Genomic DNA, 18139 nt, shown 5'->3' with positions numbered 1-18139 from the left:
CGGCGTCGGCCGCAGTGCCTGCGCTGTTGCCGGCGATACCGACGGCGCGCGCCGCCCAGCCGGTGGCCAGGCCAAGGCCTGCGGCGCCGCGCAGCAGCGTGCGGCGATAATGGAAAGAGGATGCGTCGCGCATGGATATCCTGAATCGATTAATATCCTTGTAATGTACGCCCTCCGTCCGCCCACGTCTTGCACGACAGGAGCACGAAAAATGACGAATTCTGCACAGCCATGAACGTCGCCGCGCAACAGAATTGCGACCGCGCCATCGCCGCCGGCGTCCCGCCCTGCCCGGACGCAGCCAGCGCGCACCCCAACCTGGTGCTGGCCACCACCATCCTCGCCTCCAGCCTGGCCTTCATCGACGGCTCGGTGGTCAACGTCGGCCTGCCGGCCATCGGCCGCAGCCTGCATGCGGATGGCGGCGCGCTGTCCTGGATCATCAACGGCTACCTGCTGCCGCTCAGCGCCCTGCTGCTGCTGGGCGGGGCGGCCGGCGACCGCTTCGGCCGGCGCCGCGTGCTGCTGGCCGGCGTGATGCTGTTCGCGCTGGCGTCCGTGCTGTGCGCACTGGCGCCGTCAGTGGGACTGCTGGTGGCCGGGCGCATCCTGCAGGGCATCGGCGCGGCGCTGCTGATGCCGAACAGCCTCGCCATCCTCGGCACGCATTTCGAAGGCGAAGCGCGCGGTCGCGCCATCGGCGTCTGGGCCGCGGTGGGCGCGGCGGCGGGCGCGCTGGGTCCGCTGCTGGGCGGCTGGCTGATCGACGTCACCGGCTGGCGCGCCATCTTCTTCATCAATCTGCCGTTGGCGCTGGCCGCCATCTGGCTGGCGCTGCGCTATCTGCGCAATGATGCGCAACCCGACACCGCCTCACTGGACATCGCCGGCGCCGCGCTGGCCAGCATCGGCCTGGGCGCGCTGACCTGGGGACTGACGGTCGCCACCAGCAGCGCGGGCCTGCATTGGCAAAGCGCGCTGGCGATCGTCGTCGGCTTGGTGCTGATGGTGCTGTTCCTGCGCGCCGAGCGGCGCGCCGGCGATAAGGCCATGCTGCCGCTGTCGCTGTTCCGCTCCCACAGCTTCAGCGGCCTGAATCTGATGACCTTTCTGCTGTACGGCGCGCTGGGCGCCTTGTTGCTGGTGCTGCCGTTCGTGCTGATCGAATACGATCGCTATTCGGCCAGCACGGCGGGCGCCGCGCTGCTGCCGCTGCCGGTGGTGATCGCGCTCGCCTCGTCCACCATGGGCAAGCTGGCCGGGCGGCTTGGCCCGCGCCTGCCGCTGACGGCCGGACCGGTGATCGTCGCCGCCGGCTTCCTGCTGTCCATGCGCATCGGCGGCGGCAGCTACTGGACCACTACCTTACCGGCCATGCTGGTGATCGCCATCGGCATGGCGGTGGCGGTAGCGCCGCTGACCACCGCGGTGCTGTCATCGGTGGACGCCGGCCACAGCGGCGTCGCCTCCGGCTTCAACAGCGCGGTGGCGCGCGCCGGCGGCCTGTTTACCACCGCGCTGCTGGGCGGCGTGCTGTCCGCGCATGGCGCGGCGCTGCTCGACGGATTTCATGTCGCCGCGCTGGCGTGCGCGCTCACCGCGCTGGCCAGTGCCGCCTGCGCCTTCCTCTGGATAGGCAAGTAGTCAGATCGGATCGAACATCTTGCGGTCGATATAGCACCAGCCCCAGGTCTCGCCAGGCTCGCCGGAACGCATCATGGCGTGATTCGTCTCATGAAAATGCTTGGTGGCGTGGCGGTTGGGCGACTGGTCGCAGCAGCCCACATGCCCGCAGACCATGCAGACGCGCAGATGCACCCAGCGGCTGCCGATCTTCAGGCATTCTTCGCAGCCGTTGGTGTTGGCGTCACGGGTGTGGATCTGGTTGAAATGCTGGCACGGTGTGCTCATCGCGGCTCCTTGAAGTGGTTGATCAGAACGCGCCCATGCCGGCCAGAGGGCTGCCGGACCGTACGTGGTAACTGCGCAGTACGGGCAGGCTGCCATCTGCCTGGCGCGGCGCGTCCCAGCCGGCATCGGAGACATCTTCAAAGTCGGCATCAGTGGGCGGCGATGACAGCGTCCAGGAATTATGCGCCATTTCCAGTCCTTCGGTATGGACGGTCAGCTTGCCCTTGTAGGCGATGTTGTCGCGCAGGTTGTCGAGGTTGACCGCAGCACCATCGGCGGCGATGCCCAGCATGTTGTAGTCGGCGCCGTTGGCAAAGGCGGTGTTGTTGAAAAAGTCGATCGCCAGCGGGTGGTGATTGGCATAGAAGCCGGCCGCCTTGTTGTCGAAGGCGACCGAATGGTGCACCACGTGTTTGACGCCGTTCGGCACATACTTGCCGCCATAACCGCCGGCCTTGATGCCGTTGCCATTTCCCGCTTCCAGCGGCGTATGCGTCCCTGGCAGATAGCCCTGCTGCCAGGCCCACGAATATTCGATCGTCACTGGCGAATAGGCGTTGATCAGGTCAAAGCCGTCATCCGAATTGGCCCAGGCGCGGCAGCCGCGAAACACATTGCCCGGCTGGCCGGCCTTGATGTGGGCGCCGAAACCATCGGCACTCTGTCCCGCGCCGTTGGAGGTGTAAGGATCGTAGTTGTGGTGCGAATCGCTGTTCAGCACCAGGTTCCAGGCGCCATCCTTGATGAACAGCCCCGGCCCCATGTTGTGGTGCAGGTTTAGCCGCTCGAAGATATTGTGGCTGCCGTTGACCCAGATGCCCCAGGATTCGTGATTAAGGCGGTTCTGCGGCTGCTGCGGCGCGCCGGTGACTTCGATGCCTTTCAAGTGTATCCAGCTGGCGGTGACGTTGAAGCCCTTGACGCGGCAATCGTCCTTCATCGGCGAGAAATCGAACACCGGCATTTCATCCCGATAGGCCCAATAGCGTATCGGCTTGTCCTCGCTGCCGCTCTTGTCCAGTGTGACGCCGTTGACGACGGCGGTGCGGCTGGCGCAGACGTTCTCGCCGGCCGCATAAATGTAACGGCCGCCGCGCAGGTATACCGTGTCGCCGGGCTGCGCCGCCTGTTGCGCGCGCGCCAGCGATTTCCAGGGCGCGGCGAGCGTGCCGGCGCCGGCGTCATCGCCGTCGGGGGCGACAAAATAATCAGCGGATTGAGCGGAGCATGCGGCTGTCAGTAAAGCGGTCAACAAGAACTTGTTCATGCGCGGCGGATGACGGGGTTGGCGGGGTCGGCGCTCCATTCGCACCAGCCGCCATCGTACACACTTATGCGCGGCCAGGCCATCAGCCATGCGTAATAAAACGCCATCGAGGCGCGCCAGCCGGTGCCGCAGTAGAACGCCACCTGGCGGCACGGCGTGATGCCGCCGTCGGCCCATTGCGACGCGATCTCGCCGGCATGCTTCATGCGGCCGTTCGCATCATGGTAGGCGCTCATGCTGTTGACGTCTCCGTCCTCGCCGGCGCGGCCCCAGCGCGCACCGGCGATGTCGCCACGCGCGGCGATATAGCTGTAGCCAGAAACCTTGCCCATGAATTCCGCCTCGGTGCGTATGCTGGCCAGCACGCCGTCCTCCCGCGCCAGCAGTGCGCGCGCCTGCGCGGTATCGATCAGGTATTCGGGGTGCGCCGGGAAAATGCTGCCGAAATCGCGCGCCACCGCCACCGGACGCGCGTGACCGCTTTCGCAGGCACGGCCCGCCGCCTGCCAGGCATCGAATCCGCCGTCCAGAAGACGCACATCGGCCACGCCAGCATACAGCATCAGATGCGCCGCACGCGCGGCGGCCAGCGGGCTGCGACCATACAGCACCACGGTCGTGTCATGGCGTATGCCGTGCGCCAGCAGCGTAGCCAGCAAAGCCTGATCGGCGACCTTGTTCCACAACGGCGCCTGCTCGATCTCGCAGGTGTCGAGGTAACCGGCTCCGGGGATGTGTGCCTGTTCGAATTGCGAGCGGCCGCCGCAGCCGACTTCCAGCAAGCGCCATCCGGCCGGCAGGCCGACGAGGCGTGCAGGCGTCATCAACTGACGCGCGCGCGCCAGGTCCGTGCGCAAGGCGGGAGCGGCAATCTTGTCGGAATCGGCAATCATCAATCATCAATCATCAACCAGTCAATCGGGGGCTATTTTACCAGCCCATCTTCTGGCGGATGAACGCGGTCAGCTGCGCGGCATTGGCCTGGTGCTGTTTGACGCGCGGGTGGCCGCCGAAACCGGTGAACGGGAAGACGATGGTGTCGATGCGCGCATCGCCGCTCTGCGCGCGGATCTGGTCGACGGCGCTGCGCACGTAGCCGGGCCATTTCGAGCCTTCCTGCACCGCGTCCATGCTGCCCAGCGCGCAGACGATGTAGGCTTTTGGGTACAGCGCGCGGATTTTCTGCACGAAGGCACGGTAGGCGGCGACGCGCTGGGCGTCATCCGGCATCGGCTGCAAACGCTTTTCGCGGTCGACCAGCCAGCGGTCGTTCTGGAACAGGTTGATCACCACCACGTCCGGCGTCCAGGAACGGAAGTCCCAGTGCGTATCGTTGTTGCCGACGGCGCTGAGCTGGTCGTAGAAGTCCGGCATGGTGAACGGGAACCAGCTGATCATCACGCCGATGCCGCTCTGCGAGGTGATGTGCGCTTCCGCATCCAGCGCGCGCGCCGTGATCGAGGAATACGACATGAAGTTGTTCTTGTCCTTCAGGCGGTCGTCCGGCCCATCGTCGGGCGACTCGTTGCCCATGCCGGTGGTGATGGAGTCGCCGAAGAATTCGATGCGGCGCTGCTTGCGCGGCGGCGGCGCCAGCAACTTGCCGCCGTCCGCCAGCTCCAGTCCCTGGAACCAGGTGCCGCCCTCCTCGCCTTCGGTGCGCTTGGTGAGCAGGAAGCGGTGCGCGCCCGGCTGCAGGCCGGTGGCCACGGCATAGCTCTTGCTGCCCTTGGCCGCTTCGATCACCACCGGGTGCGCCAGGTCGCCGTCGATGAAGACGTTGAAGAAGTTCTTGCCCAGCTGGTCGTCCAGCCTGACCGCCAGGCTGGCGCCGGTGAAGTTCGCTTCGATGCTGGTGCCGGGCCAGGACAGCATGGGCCGCGCCGGATCGGCGAAGTCGATGCGCCCGGTGTATTGCAATTGCGCGTCATCCGCCTGCACGGCGACGCCGGCCCACGCGCATGCCTGGCCGGCCAGCATCAACGCCGCCATCACTGTTTTCCACTGCCGCTTCATCGTTGTATGTCTCCTTTGGGTTGAATATGAAAGCGCGCGGCCAGCCCGCTGGTGCGGAACTGTTCGACGATGTAATCGACGAATACCCGCACCTTGGCCGGCACCAGCTTGCGGCTCGAATAATAAATCGACAGCGGCCGCGTGTCCGCGTGCCAGTCCGGCAGCACGCGCACCAGCGCGCCGCCATCCAGCAGCGGCAAGGCGTGCGGCAGCGGCAGCATGCCGATGCCCATGCCGCCGGCCGCCGCGCGCGCGATGGCTTCGGGATCGTCCAGCACCATCACTGGCCGCACGCTGGCCACCACTTCCTGGCCGGCGCTGTTTTTCAGGGTCCACGGTATCAACCGGCCGGAGCTCAGCGAGCGGCGCAGCAGGCCGCGATGGCGCGCCAGTTCCTGCGGCGTGCCGGGTGCGGGATACGCCTTCAGATAAGCCGGCGAAGCCGCCAGCACGATGGACACCGGCGCCAGTTCGCGCGCAATCAGCGCGTCGGTCAATTCGATGCCGCCGCCGATGGCGGCATCGAAGCCTTCCGCGATCAGGTCGACCTGGCGGTTATCGAAATGCAGATCAGGCACCACATCCGGATAGCGGCGCACGAATTCGTCCATCAGCGGCAGGAAGTATTCGCGGCCGACAGCGTAGGCCAGCGACACCTTCAGCGTGCCGGCCGGCTTGCCGGCGCCCTGGCGCAGGTCGGTCAGCGCGTCGCCGATCTCACCCCACGGCAGGCGCACCTGGGCGTACAGCCGTTCGCCGTCGGTGGTCAGCGCCAGGCTGCGCGTGCTGCGCTGGAACAGCCGTACGCCCAGCCGCGCCTCCAGCTGGCCCACGCTCTTGCTGACGGCGGCCGGCGTGATGCCCAGCCGGCGCGCCGCCGCCGAGAAACTACCCTCGTCGGCGGCGGCGATGAAGGCGTCGAGATAGCTACTGAGTTCGGTCAACATGACGACATCTTATACCAACGGTTGAAACTGAACACGAGTTTTAACGACTAGCGCGATCAGGTAGCGGCGACCATACTGTGTTCATCAACCAACCCCACTGAAAGGAATTATCATGAGCACCCAACTGAACGGTAAAGTTGCTTTCATCAACGGCGGTTCGCGCGGCATTGGCGCCGCCACCGCGCGCCGCCTGGCCCGCGACGGCGCCACCGTCGCCATCGGTTACGCCGCCTCGGCCATCGCCGCCGAAGCGCTGGCCGAGGAAATCAATGCCGGCGGCGGCAAGGCCATCGCCATCAAGGCCGACGCCACCGACGCTGCCGCGCTGACCAAGGCGATCGATAGCTTGGCCACGCAGTTCGGCCGTCTGGACATCCTGGTCAACAGCGCCGGCGTGCTGCTGCTGGGCCCGGTCGACCAGTTCTCGCTGGAAGACTTCGACAAGACCGTCGCCGTCAACGTGCGCGCCGTGTTCGTGGCCACGCAGGCCGCCGCCAAACACATGCAGGACGGCGGCCGCATCATCAACATCGGCAGCACCAACGGCCAGCGCATGCCGTTCGCCGGCGGCGCCGCCTACGCCATGAGCAAATCGGCCCTGGTCGGCCTGGTCAAAGGCCTGGCGCGCGACCTCGGTCCGCGCGGCATCACCGTCAACAACGTCGCCCCTGGCCCGGTCGACACCGACATGAACCCGGCCGACAGCGACTTCGCCGCCGGCCTGCACGGCCTGATGGCCCTGCCGCGCCACGGCCACGCCGATGAAATCGCCGGCATGGTGGCCTACCTGGCCGGCCCGGAAGCGGCGTTTGTCACCGGCGCCGACCTGCTGATCGACGGCGGCTTCGCGGCCTGAGCTCAGTCCTTGCCGGCTGCTTCGACGTAAATCTCGTCGGCGCAGCCGAGCGCGCGGACGCCAGACGGCTTGGCGTTCGCCATCATCCGCGGCAGATCGCGGTCGGTGCTGAAATCGGTGGCCAGCGAGACGCGGATCTCCTGCAGGTATTTGTGGCCGGTGCAGACCAGCGTGATGCTGTCGGCCACCTGCGCGCCGTAGCGCTGCTTGATGCGGTCGAAGAAGTCGCTGACGCGGATGTTCTTGCCGACGTTGCCCAGCACGATGCTGCCCACCTCCGAATCGTTCACCACCCGCACCGCCGACACGGCCTTGAGGAAATAATCGTCCGGCGCCAGCGACTGGCATTTGCCGTGCTTGTTCCATTCATAGGCGCCGAACGTGCGCTCGTAGAAGAAGTTCGGCATCCACGGCGCGATTTTTTCGACGGTGTCCTTGGACAGCGCGAATTGCTGACCCTGGCAACTGCCGTAATTGGTGCCGCATTCCTTTTTGTTCGGCCACAGGCCGTGCAGGCTCAGCGTCTTGGCCGGCAGCGTGCCGCCGTTCATGGCGTCGCATTCCGGCTTCTTGCCGTTGTATTTGGTGTGTTCGCAAAAGCCCGGCTGCCAGGTGATGGCCAGCACATAGCTGTCTTCCTGGTTGGGCAGGCTGCAGACTTCGCCGCTGGCGCCGGCCGGTGGCGCGGCGGGCTTCTCGCTCAGCGCCGGCGTGCCGCAGTCGCGCTGCACCCAGCGCAGCGATGGCTGGGCGCCAGGCACTTCCACGCGCAGCCAGTCGTAGTCCACCTTGTTGATTTCGCGCACGGTGTAGGCGGTGCCGGCGGCAACCTTGACCTCACCGGGATTGGTGCGCTTGGCGAAGGACGAATACGCCTCGCAGACCTTGTTGGCGGTGAAGCTGCCGCTGGCGGATTCACTGGCGCCGGCGTCGAGCGCGACACAGGCCAGCAGGGTAAGGGCAAAGGACACGTAGCGGCGCATGGAATCTCCTCGGTTTGGACGAAATGCCAACATTTTGCCATACCTCACGAGCAATAGTCCTACAAGCGCACTGCAAAAATGCCGATATGGCACGATCTCAGGAATGGATACGATGCTATTCGACTTATCCAACCAAGGAGGAATCGTCATGAAACAACTGAACCTGACCAGCAAAATTGCTTGTGCTTTGATTGTGACCTCGGCCGCCCTTGCCGGCTGCCATAAGAAAGACGAAACCGCGCCACCCGTCCCGGAAGCGACTCCGGTGCCAGCGCCGGCGCCAGCCCCGGCCACCCCGCCGGCTGACACCGCCACCCCGGCCCCAAGCACCACGCCAACCCCGGACGCACCGACTCCAGCGCCAGCGCCAACCACCGGCGAAACCCCGCCGCCAGCCAACCGCTAATCCTGACGGCGCCCCGCCGTCCGGGACCGGCGTCGGGGACAGACCACGTTTTTGCAATGTTCTAAAAACGTGGTCTGTCCCCTTATTGCTTTTTTAGCCCAGCTCTTCCGCTAGTACACGCACCAGCTCGGCCGACGGTAATTCGCGTGCCAGCGGGGCGCCCTGCCCGGCCCATTGCGCCGCGAATTCATGGTTGCCCGCCTTGGACGCGGCGGCATGCAGCTGTTTGCCGATGTCGTATGCCACCGGATACGCGGCCGGCGCCGGCGCGCCTGTGGCGTCGCCGTGCGTCATGAAGCGGTTCACCATGCCGCGCGCCAGACGGCCGGAAATCGCCGCCGTCAGTTTCGTCGCGCCGGCACGCGGACTTTTCAGGTTGTCCTTGTAGGCAGCGCTGGCGGCCGATTCGGGCGCCAGCACGAAGGCCGTCCCCAGTTGCGCCGCCGCCGCGCCCAGGTCCAGCGCCGCGCGGATACCGGCGCCGTCCATGATGCCGCCAGTCGCGATCACCGGCAGCCTGGTCTGTTTCACCAACAGCCGCACCAGCACGGACGTGCTCAGGCGCTCATCCACCGCCTGCGGATCGAAGGCGCCGCGATGGCCGCCGGCTTCCACGCCCTGCGCCACGATGGCGTCGATTCCGGCCTCTTCGATCAACCGCGCTTCCTCCGGATTGGTGGCCGTGCCCATGGTGTAGATGCCGGCTGCGCGCAACGCCTGTATCCACGCCAGCGGCGGCAAGCCGAAATGGAAGCTGACCACCGCCGGCCTCGTTTCCAGCAGCATGTGGTACATCGCTTCGTCCTCGTTGAAGGTTTTGTAGATCTCGGCCAGCGCGGCCGGCGGCGTCGCGCCGAATTCCGTGAACAGCGGAGCGAGGTGGGCGATCCACGCCGCTTCGGCCGCCGCGTCGCGCCGGGCCGGGGCATGGGTGAACACGTTGATGTTGAACGGTTTGTCGGTCAGCGCGCGGGTGTCCGCAATCATCTGACGCGCCTGCGCAACGGTGCTGGCGCCTATGCCCAGGGAACCCAGGCCGCCCGCGTTCGATACTTCGGCCGCCATGCGCGGGGTGGAGACGCCGGCCATCGGCGCCTGAATGATGGGATAACGGAGCGACAGGCGGGCAAGCAGCGCCTGCGTGGTTGGTGAGGGATGCATGACTTCTCCTTTCGGTAACGACATCCAGTTTTTGTTCTCTATTAGAGAATGACGTGATAATATCATTCTTGATGGAGGAATGAAATGGATACCGAATCGTTAAAAATCTTCTGCGCCGTCGCGGCCGAACTGAGCATCACCCAGGCCGCGACCCGGCTGGGCCGCGCGCCGTCCAACGTCACCACCCGCATCCAGCAGCTGGAAGCCGACGTCGGCGCCGATTTGTTGGTCCGCACCGGCAAGCGTATCGCACTGTCGGCCGCCGGCGAGCGTTTTCTCGACTATGCCCAACGGCTGATGGCGCTGGAAGAAGAAGCGCGCCACGTCGTCACCGGCGGGCGCGACGGCGGCACGCTGCGCATCGGCAGCATGGAAAGCACGGCCGCCAGCCGTTTGCCGGTGGTGCTGGCCGGCTACCATCTGCGCTACCCGGACACCCGCATCGACCTCGCCACCAGCCCGTCGCGCCAGCTGATCGAGCAGGTCCGCACCGGCAAGCTCGATTGCGCCTTCGCCGCCCTGCCGCCGTCACTGGACAGCGCCGACGCCATGCGCGACCTAGGCCTGCAAATCCGTCCGGCCTGGACCGAGGAACTGCTGCTGCTGCTGCCGGCCAGCGAGGCCGACGCCGCTGACGTCGGCGCGATCCGCACCCGCACGCTGGCCGCCTTCCCGCAGGGCTGCACCTACCGCAATCTGGCCGAAGCGTGGCTGGGCACGGCCGCCTCGACCGACTGGCGCGTGCACGAGATGGATTCTTACCACGCCATGATCGCCTGTGTCGCGGCCGGCGCCTGCGTCACCATCCTGCCGCGCAGCGTGCTGCAACTGACCGCCGCCCCGGCCGCGCTGAGGACGCTATCACTGGGCCGCGCCGATACCTGCCTGATCTGGCGCACCGGCTTCGACGTCCCCGCCTTCAGCAATCTGGTCGCCCAAATCTGGGAGGACCCGGCATGAACACGCTCACCCTGCCCCGCGCGCCGTCACTGCGCGCCGCCATCGACGCCGCGCTGGTGATGGCCATCGGCATGGGCTTTGGCCGTTTCGCCTTCACCGCCATCTATCCGCACATGCTGGAGGAAGGCCGCATCACGCTGACGCAGGGCGGCTGGGCCGCGTCGGCCAACTACGCCGGCTACCTGCTGGGCGCCATCGTCGGCATGCGCGCGCAGGCGCACAACGCGCACCGCATGTGCCTGTGGTCGGTGCTGGGGACGGCGTTCTGCCTGGCGTTTCTGGCGGTATTGCAGTCGCCGGCCATGCTGATCCTGATCCGGCTGGTCGCCGGCGTGTTCAGCGCGCTGGCCATGATCGCCGCCTCGCTGTGGCTGCTGGAGCACCGGCGCCAGGCCAGCCAGGCGCCCTTGCTGTACGCGGGCGTCGGCGTCGGCATCGCGGCATCGGCCGAGCTGCTGGCGGCCGGCTCCTGGGCCGGGCTGCACAGCTGCGGACTGTGGCTGCTGCTGGGCGGCGTCAGTGTCCTGATCGTCGCCGAGCTCAAGCCATGGCCGCTGGTGCTGTTGTACGGTCTGGCCGGATTCGGCTACATCGTCACCGCCACCTATTTGCCGACGCTGGTCAAGGCCGCCTTGCCGGGCCTGGACGCGTCCCACGTGTGGGCCGTGTTCGGCCTGGGCGCGGCGCCGTCCTGCTTCCTGTGGCACCACCTGCATCAACGCCACGGCACGCGCAAGGCGCTGTTCGTGAATCTGGGCGTGCAGGCGCTCGGCGTGGTCCTGCCGGTGTTCCTGCCGGGCGTGACCGGCTATCTGCTCAGCGCCGTGCTGGTCGGCGGCACCTTCACCGGCACCGTCACCATCGCCATGCCGGCCGCGCAACGACTGGCGCGCAGCACCGGCATCCGGCTGGTGGCCATCATGACGCTGGTGTATGGCATCGGCCAGATCGCCGGCCCGCTGGTCGCCAGCACGTTTTACGGCTACAGCCACAGTTTTTCCCCGTCGCTGCTCGCGGCCGCCGGCGCACTGGGCTTGGCCGGGCTGATCAGCCGCTACGCGCTGTGACGCGCCTGTTCATTACATGACGTATCAATTGAAGTAAATCCAGGTGGCTTTATTGCCATCCTCGGCAGGCATATAGTGTTTCCAACAGCAAGCACATGGAGGGAAACACCATGAACCACCTGGAAAAAATCGTCGACCAGTATTTCCACGGCGTCTATCACGGCGACACCGCGTTGCTGGCATCGCTGTTCGATGCGGATGCCCAAGTCTACGGCATGATTGACGGCCAGCCCTACCACAAGACCGCCGCCGCCTACATCGACGGTGTGGGCAAGCGCCGGAGCCCGGCCTCGCTGGGCGAACCCTACCGCATGAAGCTGCTGAGCATCGACCTGCTCGGCGCCATCGCCACCGTGCGGCTGCACTCGCCCATGCTGGGCTTCGATTACCACCTGTACCTGACGCTGGCCCAGCGTCAGGACGGCTGGAAGATCGTCAACAAAACTTTTAATCACCAAGGAGCTTAATCATGAACGCCAATATCGTCATCGTGTATCACAGTGGCTATGGCCACACCAGCAAAGTCGCCGAGGCCGTCGCGGCCGGCAGCGGCGGCCGCCTGCTGGCCATCGACGCCGAAGGCAATTTGCCGGAGGGCGGCTGGGAAGTACTGGAGCGCGCCTCGACCATCATCTTCGGCTCGCCGACCTACATGGGCAACGTCAGCTGGCAGTTCAAGAAGTTTGCCGACCAGTCGTCCAGGGTCTGGATGGCGCAGGGCTGGAAAGACAAGCTGGGCGCGGCCTTCACCAACTCGGCCTCGGTGAACGGCGACAAGCAGACCACCCTGTACACCCTGTTCACCCTGGCGCAGCAGCATGGCATGCTGTGGGCCGGCACCGGTCTGATGCCGAGCAATGCCAAGACGGCGGACCGCAACGACATCAACTACCTGTCCTCGTTCGCCGGTCTGGCCACGGCGACGCCGTCGGACGCCTCGGTGGATGAACTGGTCGCCGGCGACCTGGCCACCGCCCGCGCCTTCGGCGAACGCATCGCCGCCGCCTCGCGCCGCCTCGCCTGAGCGGACTCGGCATTCGGGGTCAGAGCCGACTTATTTGAGCGCGGTGGCGGCGTCGACGATGTCCACGCCCTGCAACTGACCGAGCCAGCCGTCGAACCAGGGCTTGTGCGTGGCGCCGACAATCGACAGCACGCGCGCGCCCGGGCGTTCGCGGAAGGTCTCGCGGATGTTGGCCACCATGCGCAGGTTGCGGATTTCCCAACCGGCCACCCAGATCTGCGGATAGCCCTCCGCCGACTTCGCTTGCAGCGCGGCACGGACGTTGGCGTCGGCGGCGATGCGCAGACCTTCCGGCTGGTTGATGTAGCGATACAGCGGCAACAGATCGCCGCCCTGCATCAGCGCCTGCTCGTGCGTCGCGCGTTCCTTCTGCGCCGCGCCGCCTGCCGCCCAGGCACGCTCTATCGATGTGACGAAGGCCTTGATGTCCGGCACGTCGATGTGATCGCCGGTGTGATTGTCCACCGGATAGACCCGTTGTAGCCCCAGCCGCGCCGCCAGCCGCGCGGCGATCTGGTAGTTTTCGTTATTGCGGCTGGCGGTCTTGTCCAGCACGCTCACCAGCGCCGCATCCAGGCTGTCGCCGGCATGCCGCTCCGATTCAGGCAATTGCAGCCACTGCACATACGCCGACGCCACATCGTTCGATGCCAGCAACAAGGCGGCCAGGCGCCGCCGCTGCGCAGGCGTCGCTTGCGCCGGCCAGGTTTTCAGCGTCTGGTCCACCGCGGCCAGGGCGGCCGGCACGTCGAGGCCGGTGGCCGCCCTGGCCGCTTCGGTCGGGGCACAGTAATTCGCGCCATATTTCGCCGGGTGGCGCGCGGCCAGGTCGCATTCCTCGCCGGATTCCGTTTCGATCGTGATGATGCCGGGCTTGTAAGCCGCCAGCTTATCCAGCAACCCGTCCAGCGCGGTCGGGTTGAAACCGGCCGGCATCGCATTCAGGTGCACCGTGCCGAGCACCAGTACCTGCGAGCGCGGCCCGCTCATGTCGCGATCCAGCGTGGTCAGGTCCACCTGGGCCTGGGCCGCCAGCGGCCATGCCGCCATCCATATCCATCCTATCCATTTCATCATGCCGGTGCTCTCCCCAGTCTGGAAAACTGCACTGTAGAGGTCCCGGCCGGCGCGCGCGACGGTCATTGGGACAGAATGCATTTTCAGCAGGCTGAAATGCAGAAGCTGGCCGTTTTTCCGCCATGGCGGATGCCGCCACGTCCGCACCGGACCGATCGGCCCTACCGTTGGCACGTGAACGATGGCGAGGAGGTATTTGCCGTGATGGCCGGCGAGGTGGCAATGCGCTATCGCCAGGACGGCGTGGAAAAACAGGTCACGCTGCAGGCAGGCGACCTGTGTTAAGTGAAGCGCGGCGAGGCGCGCCTCCTCGCCAGCGAAAAAGCCGGCAGTCCGTAAAGCAATGTCCGAATGTCGGCTCTGACCCCGACTGATGGGTCAGGCTGCGAGAGCCTGGCGCAGTTGCGCGTCGAGCTGGGCGGCGTGGGCGTAGCCGGGGCTGATTTCGACGATGCGGTCACCGTGGTCCAGCAGCAGCGCCGGGAAGCTGCGCACACCGAGCGCGCGGGCGCGCACGAAGTCGGCCTTCGCCAGCGCCACGGTGTTGGCATCGGACCAGACGCGATACACGGCGTCGGCGTCGAAGTCCAGCCCTTGCGCCTGTAGTTCGGCGGCCACCGCCAGCGCCAGCACGCGGCCGTCGGTGGTGTCCAGCGCATCGACGTAGAAGCTGCGCTGCACCGCGCGGAATACCGCCAGCAGGTCGGCTTCCGGCGCCAGCAGGCGCGCCGCCACCACGGCGCGGCAGATCGGCTCGGTGTCGTAGACGAAGTTTTCACGCGCCATCAAGCCTTCGCGGTTGAACGGCAGGCCGCTGGCCGCTTCCACCCGCGCCCAGTGCATCAGGCGGAATTCCTTGCCGGCCTGGTCCAGCACGTCGGTGGCGCCGGCGCGCAGGCCGCCCACCACGATGTCCAGTTCCAGTTCCGGATGGCGCTCCATCAGTTCCGTCATTTCCTTGCCGAAGCCGTAGCACCACGAGCACATCGGGTCGCCCACATAGATCAGTTTCATGGCTGTCTCCTTACCAGGTGCCGGCGCTGGCGCCGCCGTCCACCGGCAGCACGGCGCCGCTGGTGAAGCTGGATTCGGTCAGGTACAGCACGGCGTCGACGATGTCCCGGGTCTCGCCAAAGGTGCCGCTCGGCGACAGCGTGCGGAAGAAGCTGCGCGTGGCTTCGTCGTCACTGTGCATCGGGGTGGTGATGATGCCGGGCGCCACTGCGTTGACTTTGACGTTGGACGCCGCCAGTTCGATCGCCAGGCCGCGGGTCGCGTGGTTCAGGCCGCCCTTGATCAGCACCGGCAGCACGGCCGGCACCTTGACGTTGGGCTGCATGGCGATGCTGGCGGTGATGGTGACGATGTGGCCGGAGCGGTTGGCGCTCATGTGCCTGGCGGCCTGCTGCGACGGGTAGAAGAAGCCCTTGAGGTTGGTGCTGACGATGGTGTCCAGGTCGTCTTCGGTGTAGTCGGTGATCGGCTTGGCGATGAAGATGCCGGCGTTGTTGATCAGGATGTCGACCTTGCCGAACGCGGCCACGGCGCGCTCGAACAGCGCCTTCGCGGTCTCCGCCTTCGAAATATCGCCCGGTACCAGCACGAAGTTGGCCGGATTGCCCAGCTTGGTCGCGGCCTGCTTCAGGCGCTCGATGGTGCGGGCGTTGCCGACCACGTTGTAGCCGCGTTTCAGATACGCTTCCGCGACGGCGAAGCCGATGCCGCTCGAGGCGCCGGTGACGATGACTGTCTTGCTCATGATGTGCTCCTGTTCAGGTGGAATATCGATGAGCCCACTATACTTTTGCGCAGCACCTTGATAAACAGCTTGAAAAGCAAGACAATTAATACGTCGTGTAATCAATATACCGCCATGAAACGTCAATTCGATGATGTACTGCTGGGCAGCATAGAACTGTTCTGTCTGGCCGCGGAGCTGTCCAGTTTTACCGCCGCCGCCACCGCCGCCGGGGTGACGCCGGCCGCCGTCAGCCGCTCGGTGTCGCGCCTGGAGGAACGCCTGGGCGTGCGCCTGTTCGTGCGCACCACCCGCCAGATCCGCCTGACCGACGGCGGTCGCGTGTATTTCGAGCAGTGCCGGCAGGCGCTGTCGCAACTGAGCGAGGCCGAACGCCAGGTCACCGGCCAGCAGGCCCATCCGTCCGGTCCGCTGCGCATCAGCACACCGACGCCGTATGCGCATTACCGTCTGCTGCCGCTGCTGGGCGAATTCCGCCGCACCTATCCCGACGTCACCATCGACATCCACGTCAGCAACCGCAACATCGATTTTGCCGACGAGGGCTACGACCTGGCGATCCGCGGCCGCGCGCCGGCCGATTCCAACCTGATCGCGCGCAAGCTGGAGGATGCGGAACTGGTGCTGGTGGCCGCGCCCGCCTATCTGCAGCGAGCCGGCACGCCGAAATCGCTGGACGATCTGGCCAGCCACGAATGCCTGCAGTTCGACCTGCCCAGCACCGGCAAACGGATTCCCTGGCCGTTCAGGCAGGATGGCGCGCTGGTCGATGTGGCGACCGAGGGCGGCTTGTGCTGTTCGGAGGACGTGCTGGGCATCGTCACGCTGGCGCGCCATGGTGCCGGGCTGGTGCAGACCTACCGCTTCATCGTCGCCCGCGATCTGGCCGACGGCACGCTGGTGGAACTGCTGCCGCAGCACGGCGGCACCTCGCGGCCGTTTTTCCTGCTGTATCCGCACGCGCGCCATCTGTCGCTGCGGGTGCGCACTTTTGTCGATTTCATCACCGCCAGGCTGCAGACCAAAACGCCACGCTGACGCCTCAGCGCCGCAGCCAGCGCGCCATGTCGCGCGCGTCCTGCTCGCTGACCTGCAGCTCGGGCATGGCGGTGCCGGGCTTGACCTGGTCGGGATGGCGTATCCAGCGCACCAGGTTGTCGTCGGAATTCGGTAAGTACCCGGCGATGTAACGCTGCTCCGCGTAGCCGCGCGGCAGCGCCGGCCCGACCTCGACCGTCGGTCCCGCCACGCCGTCGATCTGATGACAGGAATGGCAGGCGTACTGGGTCAGCGCCACGCGGCCGCGGTCGGCATCGGGAGGCCGCAGCGGCGGCGGCGGCGATGGATGATCGTCGCGCGCGGCCTGCGCCAGCAAGGCTTTGCCCTCCGCCGGCGACAACCGCGGCAGCTGCTGCAGGAACGCCACCACGCTCCACAATTCCTCTTCGCTCAGGCGGTACTGCCAGGCCGGCATGCCGGTCATCTTGATGCCGTTGGCGACCAGCCAGTACAGCTCATGCGGCTGCCAGCGGCGCGCCATGTGCAGCAGCGGGCCGGGCTGCGGCTGCAGCGCCAGCGCGGCCTGCTCCGGCGCCACGCCGGGCGCGCCGTGGCACTGCACGCAGAAGCGCGCATACAGCTGGGCGCCGCGTTGCGCCATGGCGTCGGTCAGCGGCGGCGCATGGATCTCGCGCGCGTGGTGCCGCACCGAATAGCGCAGCCCCAGCTCCAGCAGCTGGTAGGTCAGCTGGTAATGCTGCTTGATGGCGCCGGCGTCGTACCAGCCGCCGCGCAGCAGCAGCCCGCCCGCCAGCGCGGCCAGCAGCGCGCCGCCGGCCACGGTCGCCAGCACGATGCGCCAGCGCTTCATGGCGGCACCTGTTGGTACAGATAGGCCGCCATGTCGCGCGCCTCGGCCGGACTGACGCCCAGCTCCGGCATCGCGGTGCCGGGACTGATGGCGCGCGGATGGACGATCCAGCGTTCCATGTTGGCCTGCGTGTTCGGCAGCAGTCCGGCCAGATAACTCTGGTAGGCGACGCGTTCCAGCGGCGGCCCGGATTGTCCGGACAGCTCCGGCAAGCCACGGATGCGGTGGCAGGCCACGCAACCGTAGCTGAGCAGCAGCGCCTTGCCGGTGTAGCGGTTGCCGCTGCGCTCGGCCGGCGGCACCGCCGCCCGGTCCTGTTCGCAGGCGCTGCAAGAGACGGCCAGCGCCAGCAGGGCCGCCACTGTCCTCATGTGCGCTTGCCCTGCGGCTGCGGCGCCAGCCAGCCGGCGCACAGCAGCAGCGCCGCCAGCAAATAGGCCAGGCCGCCGGGCACCCACATGATCAGGCCGCCCAGTTGCTGGTCTTCCAGCGCCGACAGGCCGTAGTGCATGGCCGCGCCGCCGTAGGCGGGATACCAGATGGTCGACGACAGCGCCAGCAGCGCACCCAGCGCGCCGGTATGCAGCATGGTGGTGAACAGATAAATTAGCGCGCCGCTGCGCGAGGTACCGCCGTCCACCAGCACCGCCCACCAGAACAGCAGCGCCGGGAACAGGAAGCTGGCGTGCTGCAGCGCGTGCCAGCCCGGATGCAGCAGCGCCGCCTGGAAGAAGCCCGGCACGTGCCACAGCCACAGCGCGGCGAAATGCAGCAGCCAGGCGTTGAGCGGGCGCGTCAGCGCGTGCCAGGCCGTCTTCAGCCAGCGGGCGCGGGT

General features: G+C 66.7%; 20 protein-coding genes and 1 pseudogene. 8 read left to right on the top strand and 13 right to left on the bottom strand.

All coding sequences use genetic code 11. The features are described from left to right. Positions 1–231: 231 nt before the first annotated feature. Entirely contained in the window at positions 232–1644 is a 1413-nt protein-coding gene (locus tag E4L98_RS16200; RefSeq protein WP_135202589.1) for an MFS transporter, read from the top strand. On the opposite strand, the gene E4L98_RS16195 is transcribed toward E4L98_RS16200, so the two are convergent. From E4L98_RS16195 to E4L98_RS16175, 5 genes are read right to left on the bottom strand one after another with little or no spacing between them, the layout of a single operon-like run. Then, positions 1645–1911, bottom strand: a complete 267-nt coding sequence (locus tag E4L98_RS16195) for a UBP-type zinc finger domain-containing protein (RefSeq protein ID WP_135202588.1) — start codon at positions 1909–1911, stop codon at positions 1645–1647. Positions 1912–1933: 22 nt separating this feature from the next. Further along, complete coding sequence (locus E4L98_RS16190) at positions 1934–3178, bottom strand: right-handed parallel beta-helix repeat-containing protein (RefSeq protein ID WP_135202587.1); 1245 nt, start codon at positions 3176–3178, stop codon at positions 1934–1936. Continuing rightward, complete coding sequence (locus E4L98_RS16185) at positions 3175–4071, bottom strand: sulfurtransferase (RefSeq protein WP_135202586.1); 897 nt, start codon at positions 4069–4071, stop codon at positions 3175–3177. Before E4L98_RS16185 ends, E4L98_RS16190 begins: the two co-directional genes overlap by 4 nt. Before the next feature lie 37 nt (positions 4072–4108). Then, a complete protein-coding gene (locus E4L98_RS16180; protein WP_167761348.1) occupies positions 4109–5170 on the bottom strand; it encodes an SGNH/GDSL hydrolase family protein in 1062 nt (353 codons plus the stop codon). A 20-nt stretch (positions 5171–5190) separates the two neighbouring features. Then, the gene (locus E4L98_RS16175; protein WP_135202584.1) at positions 5191–6141 is read right to left on the bottom strand and encodes a LysR family transcriptional regulator; all 951 of its coding nucleotides are present in this window, start codon (positions 6139–6141) and stop codon (positions 5191–5193) included. Positions 6142–6253: 112 nt separating this feature from the next. On the opposite strand from E4L98_RS16175, the gene E4L98_RS16170 reads away from it, so the two are divergent. Continuing rightward, complete coding sequence (locus E4L98_RS16170) at positions 6254–6997, top strand: SDR family oxidoreductase (protein ID WP_135202583.1); 744 nt, start codon at positions 6254–6256, stop codon at positions 6995–6997. 2 nt (positions 6998–6999) lie between these two features. Here the strand turns inward: E4L98_RS16170 and E4L98_RS16165 are convergent, their stop codons facing one another. Both E4L98_RS16165 and E4L98_RS16155 read right to left on the bottom strand, forming a co-directional pair. Further along, entirely contained in the window at positions 7000–7980 is a 981-nt protein-coding gene (locus E4L98_RS16165) for a ribonuclease T2 family protein (RefSeq protein ID WP_135202582.1), read from the bottom strand. Between the two features lie 499 nt (positions 7981–8479). Continuing rightward, on the bottom strand, positions 8480–9547 hold the full coding sequence (locus tag E4L98_RS16155; RefSeq protein ID WP_135202581.1) for an NAD(P)H-dependent flavin oxidoreductase: 1068 nt from the start codon (positions 9545–9547) through the stop codon (positions 8480–8482). 84 nt (positions 9548–9631) lie between these two features. On the opposite strand from E4L98_RS16155, the gene E4L98_RS16150 reads away from it, so the two are divergent. From E4L98_RS16150 to E4L98_RS16135, 4 genes are all read left to right on the top strand, one after another. Further along, on the top strand, positions 9632–10507 hold the full coding sequence (locus E4L98_RS16150) for a LysR family transcriptional regulator (RefSeq protein ID WP_135202580.1): 876 nt from the start codon (positions 9632–9634) through the stop codon (positions 10505–10507). Further along, positions 10504–11574 carry a YbfB/YjiJ family MFS transporter gene (locus E4L98_RS16145; RefSeq protein ID WP_135202579.1) on the top strand — a complete coding sequence of 357 codons (1071 nt, stop codon included), beginning with the start codon at positions 10504–10506 and terminating at the stop codon, positions 11572–11574. The genes E4L98_RS16150 and E4L98_RS16145 overlap by 4 nt, the downstream gene beginning before the upstream one ends. A 110-nt stretch (positions 11575–11684) precedes the next feature. Further along, positions 11685–12041 (top strand): nuclear transport factor 2 family protein, encoded by a 357-nt coding sequence (locus tag E4L98_RS16140; protein WP_135202578.1) that lies wholly within the window; start codon positions 11685–11687, stop codon positions 12039–12041. 2 nt (positions 12042–12043) lie between these two features. Beyond that, positions 12044–12598 carry a flavodoxin family protein gene (locus tag E4L98_RS16135; RefSeq protein ID WP_135202577.1) on the top strand — a complete coding sequence of 185 codons (555 nt, stop codon included), beginning with the start codon at positions 12044–12046 and terminating at the stop codon, positions 12596–12598. Between the two features lie 30 nt (positions 12599–12628). On the opposite strand, the gene E4L98_RS16130 is transcribed toward E4L98_RS16135, so the two are convergent. After that, on the bottom strand, positions 12629–13675 hold the full coding sequence (locus E4L98_RS16130; RefSeq protein ID WP_205746747.1) for a DUF5694 domain-containing protein: 1047 nt from the start codon (positions 13673–13675) through the stop codon (positions 12629–12631). Positions 13676–13813: 138 nt separating this feature from the next. Here E4L98_RS16130 and E4L98_RS16125 point away from each other — a divergent pair. Beyond that, positions 13814–13954, top strand: a pseudogene (locus E4L98_RS16125) (cupin); the annotation flags it as partial. Positions 13955–14053: 99 nt separating this feature from the next. Here E4L98_RS16125 and E4L98_RS16120 read toward each other — a convergent pair. Further along, a complete protein-coding gene (locus tag E4L98_RS16120; RefSeq protein WP_135202575.1) occupies positions 14054–14689 on the bottom strand; it encodes a DsbA family protein in 636 nt (211 codons plus the stop codon). 10 nt (positions 14690–14699) lie between these two features. After that, the gene (locus E4L98_RS16115; RefSeq protein ID WP_135202574.1) at positions 14700–15434 is read right to left on the bottom strand and encodes an SDR family NAD(P)-dependent oxidoreductase; all 735 of its coding nucleotides are present in this window, start codon (positions 15432–15434) and stop codon (positions 14700–14702) included. Positions 15435–15548: 114 nt separating this feature from the next. On the opposite strand from E4L98_RS16115, the gene E4L98_RS16110 reads away from it, so the two are divergent. Continuing rightward, complete coding sequence (locus E4L98_RS16110; protein ID WP_135202573.1) at positions 15549–16472, top strand: LysR family transcriptional regulator; 924 nt, start codon at positions 15549–15551, stop codon at positions 16470–16472. 4 nt (positions 16473–16476) lie between these two features. Here E4L98_RS16110 and E4L98_RS16105 read toward each other — a convergent pair whose 3' ends face one another. The 3 genes from E4L98_RS16105 to E4L98_RS16095 all read right to left on the bottom strand — a co-directional run. Continuing rightward, the gene (locus E4L98_RS16105) at positions 16477–17304 is read right to left on the bottom strand and encodes a c-type cytochrome (RefSeq protein WP_135202572.1); all 828 of its coding nucleotides are present in this window, start codon (positions 17302–17304) and stop codon (positions 16477–16479) included. After that, positions 17301–17675: a c-type cytochrome gene (locus tag E4L98_RS16100; RefSeq protein ID WP_135202571.1), complete on the bottom strand. Its 375-nt coding sequence runs from the start codon at positions 17673–17675 to the stop codon at positions 17301–17303. Before E4L98_RS16100 ends, E4L98_RS16105 begins: the two co-directional genes overlap by 4 nt. Beyond that, positions 17672–18139: cytochrome c oxidase assembly protein (locus tag E4L98_RS16095; protein WP_135202570.1), on the bottom strand; the 468-nt coding region annotated here is incomplete at its 5' end. The genes E4L98_RS16100 and E4L98_RS16095, both read right to left, overlap by 4 nt.

It is taken from the genome of Duganella callida, assembly GCF_004614165.1.
In the GTDB taxonomy this organism is placed as follows: Bacteria; Pseudomonadota; Gammaproteobacteria; order Burkholderiales; family Burkholderiaceae_D; genus Rugamonas; species Rugamonas callida.
This window is presented reverse-complemented; position numbering and strand designations above follow the sequence as displayed.